14 protein-coding genes are annotated in these 13,637 nt (G+C 42.4%); 5 read left to right on the forward strand and 9 right to left on the reverse strand.

Going from position 1 to position 13,637, the window contains the following annotated elements; genetic code table 11:
* Positions 1-6 precede the first annotated feature (6 nt).
* The 3 genes from fabZ to surE are packed head-to-tail and all read left to right on the forward strand — an operon-like array spanning position 7 to position 2,050.
* Complete coding sequence (fabZ, locus tag LX73_RS10125) at positions 7-462, forward strand: 3-hydroxyacyl-ACP dehydratase FabZ (RefSeq protein WP_425461090.1); 456 nt, start codon at positions 7-9, stop codon at positions 460-462.
* Positions 463-1,290: a 3-methyl-2-oxobutanoate hydroxymethyltransferase gene (panB, locus tag LX73_RS10130; RefSeq protein WP_148899388.1), complete on the forward strand. Its 828-nt coding sequence runs from the start codon at positions 463-465 to the stop codon at positions 1,288-1,290.
* Positions 1,283-2,050 (forward strand): 5'/3'-nucleotidase SurE, encoded by a 768-nt coding sequence (surE, locus tag LX73_RS10135; protein ID WP_148899389.1) that lies wholly within the window; start codon positions 1,283-1,285, stop codon positions 2,048-2,050. Before panB ends, surE begins: the two co-directional genes overlap by 8 nt.
* 23 nt (positions 2,051-2,073) lie before the next feature.
* Here surE and LX73_RS10140 read toward each other — a convergent pair whose 3' ends face one another.
* Both LX73_RS10140 and LX73_RS10145 read right to left on the reverse strand, forming a co-directional pair.
* Complete coding sequence (locus tag LX73_RS10140) at positions 2,074-2,934, reverse strand: esterase/lipase family protein (RefSeq protein ID WP_148899390.1); 861 nt, start codon at positions 2,932-2,934, stop codon at positions 2,074-2,076.
* Between the two features lie 2 nt (positions 2,935-2,936).
* On the reverse strand, positions 2,937-3,911 hold the full coding sequence (locus LX73_RS10145; RefSeq protein WP_148899391.1) for a hypothetical protein: 975 nt from the start codon (positions 3,909-3,911) through the stop codon (positions 2,937-2,939).
* A 128-nt stretch (positions 3,912-4,039) separates the two neighbouring features.
* Between LX73_RS10145 and LX73_RS10150 the strand changes: the two genes are divergently transcribed.
* Together LX73_RS10150 and LX73_RS10155 are read left to right on the forward strand one after the other, a co-directional pair.
* The gene (locus LX73_RS10150; protein ID WP_148899392.1) at positions 4,040-5,182 is read left to right on the forward strand and encodes a hypothetical protein; all 1,143 of its coding nucleotides are present in this window, start codon (positions 4,040-4,042) and stop codon (positions 5,180-5,182) included.
* Positions 5,183-5,250: 68 nt separating this feature from the next.
* Complete coding sequence (locus LX73_RS10155) at positions 5,251-7,392, forward strand: PAS domain S-box protein (RefSeq protein ID WP_148899393.1); 2,142 nt, start codon at positions 5,251-5,253, stop codon at positions 7,390-7,392.
* On the opposite strand, the gene coaBC is transcribed toward LX73_RS10155, so the two are convergent.
* The 7 genes from coaBC to LX73_RS10190 all read right to left on the reverse strand — a co-directional run bounded on the left by coaBC (position 7,379) and on the right by LX73_RS10190 (position 13,387).
* On the reverse strand, positions 7,379-8,581 hold the full coding sequence (coaBC, locus tag LX73_RS10160) for a bifunctional phosphopantothenoylcysteine decarboxylase/phosphopantothenate--cysteine ligase CoaBC (protein ID WP_148899394.1): 1,203 nt from the start codon (positions 8,579-8,581) through the stop codon (positions 7,379-7,381). The genes LX73_RS10155 and coaBC overlap by 14 nt on opposite strands.
* A 3-nt stretch (positions 8,582-8,584) precedes the next feature.
* The gene (locus LX73_RS10165; protein ID WP_148899395.1) at positions 8,585-8,878 is read right to left on the reverse strand and encodes a DNA-directed RNA polymerase subunit omega; all 294 of its coding nucleotides are present in this window, start codon (positions 8,876-8,878) and stop codon (positions 8,585-8,587) included.
* Positions 8,879-8,882: 4 nt separating this feature from the next.
* Positions 8,883-9,464, reverse strand: coding sequence for a guanylate kinase (gmk, locus tag LX73_RS10170; protein WP_148899396.1), 582 nt, complete (start codon positions 9,462-9,464; stop codon positions 8,883-8,885).
* On the reverse strand, positions 9,457-10,338 hold the full coding sequence (locus tag LX73_RS10175; RefSeq protein WP_246138228.1) for a YicC/YloC family endoribonuclease: 882 nt from the start codon (positions 10,336-10,338) through the stop codon (positions 9,457-9,459). The genes gmk and LX73_RS10175 overlap by 8 nt, the downstream gene beginning before the upstream one ends.
* A 235-nt stretch (positions 10,339-10,573) precedes the next feature.
* Positions 10,574-11,917, reverse strand: a complete 1,344-nt coding sequence (glmM, locus tag LX73_RS10180; RefSeq protein ID WP_148899397.1) for a phosphoglucosamine mutase — start codon at positions 11,915-11,917, stop codon at positions 10,574-10,576.
* A 132-nt stretch (positions 11,918-12,049) separates the two neighbouring features.
* A complete protein-coding gene (locus LX73_RS10185; RefSeq protein WP_148899398.1) occupies positions 12,050-12,604 on the reverse strand; it encodes a cob(I)yrinic acid a,c-diamide adenosyltransferase in 555 nt (184 codons plus the stop codon).
* 159 nt (positions 12,605-12,763) lie between these two features.
* Positions 12,764-13,387: an IMPACT family protein gene (locus tag LX73_RS10190; protein WP_148899399.1), complete on the reverse strand. Its 624-nt coding sequence runs from the start codon at positions 13,385-13,387 to the stop codon at positions 12,764-12,766.
* Positions 13,388-13,637: the final 250 nt, after the last annotated feature.

Raw genomic sequence — 13,637 nt, forward strand, 5'->3', positions numbered from 1 at the left:
AAACAGATACACAAGCACATGGACCAACTCAAGATTGAAGAAATAAAACAATTAATACCTCACCGCTATCCGTTTTTGTTAGTAGATCGCGTGTTAGAGGTTGAAGAGGAACGTATACTTTCGATAAAGAATGTGAGCGTCAACGAAGAGTTTTTTAACGGACACTTTCCGGGTCGCCCCATGATGCCCGGCGTATTGCAAGTAGAGGCAATGGCTCAAAGTGGCTGCTTGATGCTTATGCATTCACATATTGATGATCCCGAAAATTCGTTAATTGTTTTTTCCGGCATTAATAGAGCAAAATTTCGAAAGTCGGTTGTACCCGGTGATCAACTTGTAATGGAAGTTGAACTTGTTAATCAACGTCGTAACTTTATAACTATGGAAGGAGAGGCCAAGGTAGAAGATAATGTAGTATGTGAGCTGGAAGCCTCAGCGGCTATAGTTCCAAATGAAGAATAAATGAGTACACAAGATACATCCGAAAAACCCAAAAAAGTGACGACCCAGACGGTCGTGGACATGAAGGGAGATAATGAAAAGATCAGCATGCTCACGGCCTATGACTACACTATGGCACGAATTGTAGATCGGGCAGGTATTGATGTGTTGCTGGTAGGGGATTCGGCCGGTAATGTTATGGCCGGGCATGAGACGACGGTGCCCATGACCATGGAACAAATGATTTATCATACCTCATGTGTGGTACGTGGAGCAGAACGGGCATTAGTCATAGCTGACTTACCATTTATGAGCTTTCAGGTAACGGCTAACGAAGCACTCACCAATGCCGGTCGCATGATGAAAGAAGCGGGTGCTCATGGAATCAAGATGGAGGGCGGAAAGCCGGTTGTGGATACGGTTGCCAAAATTGTAGAGGCCGGCATACCGGTTATGGGACACCTTGGATTAACGCCCCAAAGCATTTATCAATTTGGAACCTATCAAGTTCGAGCAAAAGAGGAATCGGAGGCGCAACAGCTTCTTGAGGACGCTAAAGCGCTGGAACAGGCTGGCTGTTTTTCGCTGGTGTTAGAGAAGATTCCTGCACCATTGGCAGCGAAAGTAACATCAGAACTTAGTATTCCCACTATTGGGATTGGAGCTGGTGCTGAGTGTGATGGGCAGGTGCTGGTAACGCATGATATGTTGGGGCTTAACAAAGAGTTCAAACCGCGATTTTTACGCCGCTATGCCGATATGGACAGTACGATGACAGAAGCTGTTCAGCAATACATCTCGGATGTTAAAACTGGAGATTTTCCTAATAAAGATGAGCAATATGAGTGATTCCAAAGACGATCCAAAAATACTTGTTTGTAATGATGACGGAATTTTCTCTCCAGGAATACGAGCCCTTTCTGGAGTGGCAGATGAGTTCGGAGAGGTAGAAATTATTGCGCCCGACCGACAACAAAGTGCCGTTGGTCATGCTGTTACAGTTGATACGCCATTGCGATCACGCTCTTTTCAAATTGATGGTCAGTTTAGTGGACAGGCAGTAACCGGCACTCCAGCAGATTCAGTAAAACTAGGGCACGATCAGCTGATGGATCAAAAGCCTGATTTGGTGGTAAGTGGAATTAATCATGGCAGTAATGCAGGTGTAAATATTTTGTATTCTGGCACGGTTAGTGCAGCAACAGAAGGCACCATTCTGGGATATCCATCGATTGCCGTAAGCTGTACTGATTTTGATGAAGATGCTGATCTTAGCGGGGCAAAAGAAGCTGCACGAAGGGTTATAAATTTTGTGCTTACCGAAGGTCTGCCCAAGGGGATTACGCTTAATCTAAACGTACCGCCGGGTCCGTTGACAGACATCAAATGGACACGGCAGGCTAATAGTCGGTATGTTGAAGAGTTTGAAGGCCGCGTTGATCCCAACGATCGTTCGTACTACTGGTTAACCGGTAAGCTTGAGCTGCTTGATGAGGGAGATGACCTTGATGTAAATGCCCTGGAAAAAGGTTATGCTTCGCTTACGCCCATTCAGTATGATATGACGGCCTATTCGCTGCTTAAAGAAAGTAAGGATATTAAGTTATAAGCGTACTTTTCTACCGTAAAATTTCAATGTCCTTTCTTTTGGAGTGTTTTAGCTATATCTACCCAAAACTTTTTGTAGATCGGTTTTCGATCATCTTTTAACCGCATATCCAGCTGTTCCAGGTGCGAAAGACCACAGGTTTTGATATGTTCACCCCACTTTGCACTTTTGACAGATACCATGCCGTCGTTGGGGCCTTCTTCTTCAAATATATGCTTGTTTTGATAGCGGGCAATTACTCGTATAGGATTTTGGGTTCCTTTGCCTACCGCCGAAGAATATGAGTAATAAGGGATTCCGGGTACATCTTTGATCTCGGGATTGAAAACTTCGCTGGCATACTGACGGGTTAACTGTTCTGCCGATCCTACCGAATCGCTTTTTATTTTGGGGTAGATGCGGTCGCCCATCCAGTCAAGAAAATCAGCCATTTTATCCCGAATAGCGTTGGGCGTTTTAAGCGTCAATTCTGCCAGACTTGTGCCCCGGTGCGGAGTACTGACAGTGGTAAAAGAGGCCACATGCTCGGCGATGCCGAGTTTGGAAAGGGCATAGCGGATGTCAAGCCCGCCCATACTGTGTGCTATAATATTAATCTTGCCGGTGGTGGATTTTTCAGCTAGATTTTCGATCACCTGTACCCAGCTTTCAGCTCGGGTTTCTATCTTGGCATAGGGTACAATATTGGGCGCAAAAGCCAGTACATTGTGCGAGCGCAGCAGCATGGAAACATCATAAAGCGGAGAGGGTTTTACCAGCGTAGCAATGGCACCATAGCCGTGACAGAGTAATATCGGATGCTGAAGTGTAATGACTTCCGGTTCCGGAAATTCATCAAGTTCAAATCTTTTAAGCCATTTATCAGCATTAAGTTGTTCTATCATGCCTAATTATTTTCTTGAGGAGGTGCTGTTATTGTGATACCGGCTTTTTTAAGCCTCGGTATCTGTTGGTTTAACCAGTCGATGGTTTCTCGGGTTCCATTGATAACAGCCATCGACGCAGACTCTTTAAGTTGTAATTGTTCCAGGCTTTGTACAAAAGAAGTTTTGCCCATCCGTTCATGCAGCATGAGTGCATCCGTAGCGTCCACAAAAGTGATGTTAGACTGAGTAAGAAGCTGTTTTGTCTGCTGCTTTTTTTGTTGATCGGCACGTGAATAAAAAAGCATTGTGGCATTAGGCAAGATTTCTTGCAGTTGAGTAAGTTTGGTAACTGCTTTTCGTTGATTGGTTTTTAAAAGATCTGTTCCCTGATCGTTGTAGAGCCGGTAAATTATATGGTCATAATTGGAAGCTATTTCTTCCCTCATCTGGTTGGCTTGCATAGGATTGGTGATTTTCAATACGATAGGGATTGGCTCACCGAGTTGTTTTAACTGGTTTAATATTGTTGTACTGGGTATCCCGTCGAAAGTGATAAGCAGGCTGATTTGTTTTTTATTTGCTGCTGCCAATTTTGGATCTGTTTGCAGTAAAATTGTGCGTATAACCGTATCATTATATAGTAGCTGGATAGTGAAATCTTCTTGAGGAAAATCAACGGTTGTTGGGGTTTGGACGCCGTAGGCATAAAACAGGTTATTAAGCTCAGCATGGAATTGTGTTTTAGAAAACTGATAGGGAACGCCCACCCGATAGGTCTTTCGCTTAAAATTCGAATCGACGCGGGTTGATGAAATATTAATTTGCTGTTCGCCGATATCAAAATCTGATATTACGTTTTGGATTAGCGAATCGGCCGTAGAGATCTGTTTAAGCCGGTAGGCTCTATAATCGGCTGATATAAGGAGATATCCGCAAATAAGGCACGATAGCAATAACAGTGCCGCTACGATCAGTTTTTTCTTTTGTTCCTTCAATTCAGATATAGATATTGCGTTGACCTTTAAGCCGTGTTATAATAGTTGATCTGTGACTTTAAATCTATCATAATTTCAATGAAACTATCGATGTTACTGCATCGCTAAATTAGCTGGTTACCTCAATAATGTCATATAATTTTGAAGCCGTAACATCTCCGCAACTGGTTGATGAATTTCATGAACTGCCGTTTCGAATTTATGAGAATGACTCAACCTGGATACCACCATTTCGATTTGAGATCGAAAACATATTTGATGAAGAGGAAAACGCTTTTTTTCAAAAGGGAGAATGTGAACGTTTTGTTGTGAAAAAGTCTGGCCAAACAGTGGGGCGTTTTGCCGTAATGAATACACCCGAGCGCGATAATGTACTTGATCCTGTGATGGGAGGTATCGGTTTTATTGAAATGGAAGATGATACTGAGTTGGCACAGGCTATTATCGATTTTGCAAAAGACTGGCATCGCCAACGGGGATATAATGCTATGCGGGGACCGATAAATTTTGGTGAAAATGATACATATTGGGGCCTGCTGGTTGAAAATTATGATGATCCGCCCGTTTATGGGATGCTCTATCACGCTCCTTACTATAAAACACTGCTTGAGCAGACCGGCGCCGAGAAGCTTGATGACCACTGGAGTTATAAGCGCCGTTTTGATATGCCCGTTCCCGATCGTATGCAGTGCATCACAAATCGTATTGAAAATAAAGATTCGGTGGAATGGCGTTCCATTGATTTAAAAAATATTTATCGGGATGGGGAATATATCCGCCAGATTTATAATGAGGCCTGGAGTAATCAGGAAATTACCGAGCGAGAGGGGGAGTTTACTGAACTAACTAGTGATACGATTGAGGAGATGGTTGATAAATTAAAGCCGGTGATAATACCTGAGAGTGTGATCATAGCATTTGTTAATGGAGAACCGGCGTCGTTTATCGTTTGCGTGCCAGATCTCAATGAGGTATCTGAAGAAACCAATGGAGAATTGCGATGGTGGCACTATCCCAAACTTTTTTGGTTTAAGCGGCGCGCTACGCGATTACGAACGCTTGTGTATGGCACTCGTCCCAAGTATAGAAAAATGGGACTTGAGGCCCTTACTTTTACCCGCGGTATCCAGCATACCCGAGAGGCTGTGCCATCACTGGAATATCTTGAAGGCGGTTGGGTTAGCGAAAAGAACTGGCTGATGCAGCGTAGCCTTGAAGCCTTGGGGTGCCATCATTATAAGACCCACCGGACGTATAAATGGGAGTTTTAGTTTTAAATATATAAATTGAAAAACATGTTGGTTGTATCGTAATTTGTTGTTAAAACTATTCAACAACTATGGATCGATTTTTATTTGATCTGAATCCTAATCCGGTTCTTATTTATCAAGCTGATTCTTATCAGATACTGACGGCCAATGATGCCTTTTCTCAGAAGTATGGGTACACAAAAGATGAAGTTGCAGAATTAACGATTTTTGATATCCATCCACAGGATGAGTATCAAAAAATTGAGGAGGTATTGCAGATACTAGATAATAAAGAATCCAGTAAGACCAAATCTATTCGTCATATCTCAAAAGAAGGTGAAATATTCTATGTTGATATAACCTCTGATGCATATACATTTGAGGACAAGAAAGCTCGGTTAGTTGTTGTACACGATATTACAGATCGGATACGGGCAGAAGAAAAGGCCGAACAAGCTTTTCAGGAGTTGAATCATCTTGTGGAGGAAAGCCCGCTGGCTTTGGTCAAATGGGATGTGAATTTTAAAATTCAGGAATGGTCAAAGCGGGCTGAAGAAATAACAGGTTTTCCAAAAGATTTTGTAGAAGATAATAACCCTGAAGGATTTTTATTTTCGGGTCGTGATCAGTTGCTAGTTGAACAAAGTATGAGGTATCTGATATCCGGCAGAGGAGATAGAACCAATTTTGAATGTAAAATGTACCACCGTGATGGCACGCTTGTTGATTTGCGGATCCATGCCTCGGCGCTACGTGATGAAAATGATGATATTGTATCGATACTGACACTGATGGAGGATATTACTAATCGCAAAAAGACGGAAGAACGATATCATCGACTGTTTAAAAATGCGAATGACGGCATTTTCCTAATAAAGGACAAAGAGTTTGTTGAATGTAATCAGCAGGTTTTAGAAATCTATGGTTGTAATACCAAAAAAGAAATTATAGGTCATACGCCTCTTGACTTTTCTCCCGAACATCAACCTGACGGACAAAAATCATCTCAAAAAGCAGACCGAAAAATACAGAATGCTCTTGACGGCACGCCACAGGTGTTTGAGTGGAAACATCATCAAAAAGATGGTACGCCTATCAATGTAGAGGTTAGTTTAAACAGGCTGGAGTTGGCCGAAGGTGTTTATATACAGGCTATTATTCGGGATTTAACAGAACAAAAAAAGGCCCAAAGAGAACTCAAAAAAAGCGAACAATTATTCAAAAACCTGTTCTTTAATACTCCGGCGGCTATTGCCAAAGTTGACCGTCATAACAAGGTAACTATGGTAAATGATAGTTTTGAACGCCTGTTTGGGTTTACCGAAGAAGAGCTGGTGGGTAAAGACCTTAATGAGGCTATTGTTCCCCAACAGGATGAAATATCGGCCGATTTATCTGAGCGGAATCTTGCTGAAGATAAGCTGTACAAGGAAGTTACCCGTTTTACAAAAGATGATGAGGAGCGTGATCTGTTGTTTGGCACCGTTCCCGTTTACGTAGATGGAGAAGCGATTGGTGGATTTGGGATCTATGTGGATATTACTGAGCAAAAACAGAACCAGCGGAAGCTGCAAAAATCACTTGACGAAAAACAAGTTTTGCTTAGCGAAGTGCATCATCGAGTAAAAAATAATTTAGCAGTTATATCCGGATTTTTGCAGCTGCAGGCCTTACAAGTTGATAATGAACAGACACAAGCGGAACTGGAAAACAGCTATCTTCGCATACAATCGATGGCGTTGGTACATGAGATGCTTTATGAATCGAAAAATTTTGGAGAAATATTATTCGGAAAGATCATTGATAACTTGGTTAACAAGATTAAAAAAAGCAGGAGTGAAGAGAGTAAAAATATTGACATTGAAACAACTAAGGAAAATGTGACGCTGGATATTAACCAGGCTGTACCGCTAACTATCATTATTAACGAAGTAGTGGCCAACTGTTATGCACATGCCTTTAACGAAGAAAGCGGAGTGATTGAAATTGAGCTGCAGAAAACCGGGAAATTGATATCTGTTGAAATACAGGATAATGGAGTCGGACTTCCGGATAATTTTTCAGTTGAAGATCAATCTACTGTTGGAATGAACGTGATAAGTAAATTAACAAATCAGCTGAAAGGTAATCTTCGTTATGAAGATAATAACAAAGGCGCTTGGTTTGAGATCAGTTTCACAAAAGCTAAAAGAAAGGGGAGCAACCGACACACTGATGTTATTGAGAATTAAAAATTTTCTCCAAGACTTCGCGGCCAACGTCCTGTTTAGTACCAGAAAATGTTTGTTCCGTTTCAGTTCCCAGTAGATGTACGGTATTTTTATCAGATTCAAAGCCTGACTGATCGCCGTTGAGAGAGTTAGCAACAATCCAGTCAGCATTTTTATGGTTTAGTTTGGTCTTAGCATTCTCTAGCAGATTTTCTGTTTCCATTGCAAAGCCAATCCGTATTTGGCCTGGGAGATCTTGTCGCCCCAGCCATCCCAGAATGTCAGTTGTTTGAGTAAGGCCAAGAGAAAATTCTGCGTCCTCTTTTTTTGTCTTTTGACTATTATAACTGGCAGGACGGAAGTCTGAAACAGCAGCTGCCATGATAACGACATCAGCATCTGCGTGGTCTTTTACTTGCTTGAACAGCTCTTCCGCTGATTCAATTTCTACAGTGTCGATGCCTTCCGGAAGAGGGATATTTACAGGGCCGTGAATAAGAGTGACGTCAGCCCCCATCTGTAACGCGGCCTCTGCCATAGCTGTTCCCATTTTGCCCGAGCTGGGGTTGGAGATAAAGCGCACCGGGTCGATATGTTCACGGGTAGGTCCGGCAGTTACCAATACTTTTTTACCTGCCAATGGGCCATTAGTACGTGATTTACTTATTATGCTGTTACTTTTTTGCAGGATGTCATCTGTTTCCGGCAGTCTCCCTTTTCCTTCTAATCCGCTGGCTAAATAACCCTCCGTGGGTTCCAACAAGTGATTTTCGTGACGTTGTACTTCTTTCAAGTTCTGTTGCACGGCCGGGGATTGATACATTTCACCGTCCATAGTAGGACAAAGAAGTAAGGGGCAGCGCGCAGCCAGCACGGTAGCAGTGAGCATATTGTCAGAAATCCCGTGAGCAATTTTTGCCAGAGTATTTGCCGTACAGGGAGCTATGACAAAAAGGTCAGCCCATTCGCCCCAGCTAATGTGTTGGGTCCATGATTCGCTTGTGGGACGATTCTCCGGAAAGATGTTAACAGCAACGTCATGTTTAGAGAGGGCGGAGAATGTTTCAACGCCCACAAATTGAGTGGCACTAGGTGTCATTGTTACGCGTACATCGGCGCCGGATTTTTGGAAGGCACGTAAAAGAATAGCAGCCTTATAAGCTGCTATTCCACCGGTAACACCGAGAATTATCCGTTTGCCGGATAACATAAATTATTCTTCAGTTTCAGGATAGCGGAAGTACACTTCGCCGCGTCGCATTTCATCAATAGAACGTTGAGTAGCGTGGGGAAGCTTCTCAAATTCCTTTGAAATATTCTCCTGCTCCTCGTTGAAGGTGAAATCATCGTCGTCGTCAAAGCCTTCAAAATATTTGAGCTTTTCATCCAGCTCTAACTTTTCGTTGGCCGCAATCTGCCGGGCCCGCTTTGCCATGATGCTAATCAATTCGTATTGATTACCAGTATCCTTATTTAGTTTTTCAATATCGAGCGTTTTAATAGGCATATAATCAGCTTTTTTCAGTGATGTAAGGTTCTACGATTGATGCAATTTTACTATACGCTGTATCCAGATCGTCATTAATTACAATATGGTCAAAACGATCAGCATATTGCATCTCTTTTTCGGCGCGTTTTAATCGTTTTGTGAGTGAATCATCTGTTTCACTGCCCCGGCCGGATAATCGTTGTGCAAGTACATCCATCGAGGGCGGTTCTATGAAGATGGAAACAGCATTGCTGTTGTACATCTGTGCCACATTGAGTGCACCGCGTACTTCAATGTCAAGCAACGGAAAATACCCAGTTTCCACCAGTTTATCAACTTCAGATTGGAGGGTGCCATAGCGGTTGCCACTGTAAGACTCCCACTCTAAAAACTCATCATTTTTTATTTTTTGATCGAATTCTTCATCACTCAAAAAATAGTAGTCTTCTCCATGTATTTCATCTTCTCGAGGGGGGCGTGTAGTGGCGGAAACGGAGAATTTAATATCCGAAAAATCGTTAAGGAGTCGCTGAGCCAGCGTTGTCTTGCCTGCCCCGCTGGGTGCTACAATCACAATTACCTTGCCGGTGGGGTTATTACTCAACGTTTTGAATTTGTTCTTTGATTTGTTCTAAACTTTCTTTGGCCTGTACTACATACCGGGAAATCTCAGAGTCGTTGGCTTTGGAGCCTATAGTATTAATTTCCCGATTGATTTCTTGGCTCAAAAATTTGAGCCTTCGTCCGGTAGACTCTTCATCATTTAGTGTCTCGATGAAAAATTTGATATGTGAGCGAGTACGTACGATCTCTTCTGTGATATCCATTTTGTCCACCAGTACAGCGACTTCCATTTCCAGGCGATCATCATCAATCTTGTCACTCTCAATCAACTCATTAATACGGGTCTGCAAGTCTTTTTTAATTTCAGCTGATCGACCATCTACTTTATCCTGTATAGTAGCTAGCATCTTGTCAATGTGATCAATGCGGCTACTCAAATCTTCATATAGCTGTCCACCTTCTTGTTTGCGCATTGAAACTAAACCTTCTGTGGCAGACTTGACGGCCTGTTGAGTGAGCGACCAAATTTGTTCGGTCATTTCCTCATCTTGCTCACGGGACTCGAAGATATCGCTAAATTCCAGCAATGTTTCCAGCCGGATCGGTTCTTCAATATCAGCTGTTTCCCGCAGGCTGTCGAGCATCGAACGATATCCCTGTACCAGATTTTCATTAAAAGTTACCTCGGGAATACCCATATCAGATTTGTCAACATTAATCGACAGCGTAACCTTACCACGTTCAATATGCTTTTGCAGTAGCTCTTTGAGTTCAAGTTCTTTGTCTTGCAAGTACTTAGGGGTACGGAAAGAAATGTTCAGATATCGGCTATTTACTGTTTTGACCTCTGCAGTAACAGCAATACCTCCAGTAGAAGCTTCGCCACGTCCAAAGCCGGTCATCGATCGAATCATAAAAGAATGCTCGTATAAAGATTAAAAAGTGATGCCAAAGATAACAAAGTATGCTGGGTGATAAAATTTCTTGGAGTGCTTAATAAAACTCCCTTTTTGTTCTGAGCTATGTACTAAGCTTGTCTCAGTATTTCGTCAGGATTCGGATATAAATGTTAGTAGGTGTATAGTTAGACTCTGATCTAGAATGATTCGGACAGAATCACAATATATGGTTAGGTTTCATAATCCTTTTTTACCGAACGGCTGCCACCACCCGGTCTGCCAGCTCTTTTGCTTTTTGGGCTGAGGTGCCTTCTGAATAGACGCGGATGATGGGTTCAGTATTTGATTTTCGCAGGTGTACCCATCCATCCTCAAAATCGACTTTTACCCCATCAGTGGTGTCAGGATTATATTCTGTATATATCGACTCAGTCTTTTTCAGGATGGCATCCCCATCGACATCAGAGAGTTGTATTTTATCCTTGCGCATCTCGTAATCCGGCAGAGTATTGCGATATTCTTCGGAGGTGATATCGCGTTCTGCAAGCAACTGTAGAACCATAGCTATTCCCACCATTGAATCGCGACCATAGTGCAGGTCCGGATTGATGACGCCACCGTTTCCTTCGCCGCCAATTACAGCATCCACTTCCTGCATTTTTTTAACGACATTAATTTCGCCTACTGAGGATCGGTAGCACTGCTGCCCATGCTTTTGGGCTACATCTTCGGCCACCCGTGATGAGGACAAATTGGTAGCGCAGGGTCCTGATTTTTTACCTAATAAAAAGTCGAAAGCGGTAGCCTGGGTATATTCTTCACCAAACAGATTGCCTTTGTTGGTAACCAGTGCCAGTCGATCCGCATCGGGGTCGGTGACAACGCCTATATCACAGCTATGCTCTTTAACAAGGTTGCAAATATCTTCCAGATATTCGGGAAGGGGTTCGGGATTGTGAGCAAAAAGTCCATTGGGTTCATCATTGATGGAATGAATATTTTCCACGCCCAGGGCTTCGAAGATAGCAGGAATTCCAATAGTACCGGTACCATTAACAGGATCAATCGCTACCGAAAAGTCTTTTGATGCAATCAAATCACGATCAATATAAGGCAGTTCTAATATTTTTTGAACGTGATAGTCCAGCGCATCTTCATCAGTTTTAACTGAGCCAATTTCGTCAAATTTTTTGTAAGAATATGTCTGTTCTTTACTGGTAGTAATTACTTTCTGTCCCTGTTCAGCATCCAAAAATTCGCTTTTGCTGTTAAGCAATTTAAGCGCATTCCAGTTTTCAGGATTATGGCTGGCTGAAATGATAATTGCGCCATCAGCATCGTGTTTGTGAACGGCCATAGCCACAGTAGGGGTAGGGGCAACGCCGACCTTTACTACATCGCAGCCTACAGATTGCAGTGTAGCTACTACAATATCCTCGCAAATTTGCCCTGTTACGCGTGTGTCACGCCCAACGATTACTTTGCCCGTGCCCGTCCAGCTGCCAAACCCAGCTGTAAATTGACTAAGGTTTTCGGGCGTTAAATCAGTTCCAAAAATGCCCCGGATACCGGAGACAGAAATCATTAATGACATGTTGGTAAATATTTAATGTCATCCTGCCCCGAATTTTCGAGATCAGGATCTATGGATTACAGATTGCTAAAATAAAATTAGCATGACATGAGGTTTAATTTCTTGTTTTAAAAACTATTAACGGTTAACTGGTTACTGCTCATTACGTTCTGGCTTCCAGGTTTCTTCACGAATGCCTGCTTCTTTGTTTTCATGCCGAGCGATCACAAACAAAAAGTCAGAAAGGCGATTTAAGAACTTAATACATTCATCTGATATCTCATCAGTTTCATGGCATGCAACAGTCGCACGTTCAGCACGTCGGCAGACAGTACGTGCAAGGTGAAGGGTGGCACCCGGCTGCGATCCGCCGGGAAGGATAAAGTTTTTCAGAGTTTCCAGATTCTCTTCCAGCTCATCAATAGCCTCTTCCAGAAAATCGATATCTTCTTGTGCTATCCGATCAATACGTGTATCTGAAGAGGGAGGGGTAGCCAGGTCAGCGCCTAAAGTAAATAGCAGTTCTTGTATTCTGCGCAGTAAGATTGTACCCCTTTCGGATAATTCATAGCTGGCAGCCAATCCCACGACAGAGTTTAGTTCATCGACGGTACCATACGCTTTGATACGCTCTGAGGATTTGGAAACACGGTCTCCACCAAAAAGCGAGGTGTCTCCAGAATCTCCTCGTTTTGTATAAATTTTCATAGCTCTATTTTTTTGATGCAATATCAGAGGCCACAGAGACTGAATAATCCGTGCACTTCTGTAAATCTTCAGTGATTATGTAAGTTCAAAAAATGAAACTCGACTTGATAGCCTAAAGTACGGAGTACAGGATAGATTTTCAGATAAAAATACTGCTATTTAGGATTGCATAATTATAAATCCACGGCCCAACGACTCGACCTCAACTCCTTTGTGGGTAAGCTGCTTGAGAGCGGCCAGAAAATCATCGGCCTGTTTCGATCTACAAGCTATTTTAAGGGTGATTTCTTCCAGGTATTGGGCATCAATCTCTTTTAGATCAAATTGGTTTTTAAGTTGCTCAATGTGTGTTTGTTGATCATACGGATAGTTAATTTTGAAATTTGCTGTAGGTACAAGCTGTAGTAATGATGCCTGACTGAGACATCTTTTTGCAGCCTTTCCATAAGCGTTAATGAGCCCTGATGTACCGAGGTTCGTACCACCGTAATACCGAACGACGATGCACCCACAGTTCACCATTTCAAAAGATTTAAGCTGGTTTAAGATCGGGAGACCTGCCGTACCGCCGGGTTCGCCGTCATCTTGTGCAAACTCTTTGATGTTATTGGGATACAGCCGCCATCCGTAACAGTGGTGAGTAGCATCGGGATATTGGGACTGAATATTTTTCAGCCGTTTCTCAAATGCTTTTTCGGAATCTGTTGGAAACAGGTGTCCCAAAAATTTTGATCCCTTTTCACGGAATTTACTATGTGTTGTTGTTTTTACCGTTTTCAACATCTCTTGTTTTGAAGAGGATTAACAAATTAAACGCATTTAGCAGATAAGAATGTTGGTATGACCATGTAGTTGGTCAATCTTCCTCAATTTCTCTTCTCCAAGAGGGAGGAATGATATTATCTTAAGGATTAAAAACCATCTCATACAAAAGATTAACTACCATATTCGTTTAACTATCGTCAATTAACCGGTAATAAGGTCGAAAGCCAAAATAACAATTTAGAATACTTCTGAATAAGATTTTAAATTG

Source organism: Fodinibius salinus, assembly GCF_008124865.1.
Lineage (GTDB): Bacteria > Bacteroidota > Rhodothermia > Balneolales > Balneolaceae > Fodinibius > Fodinibius salinus.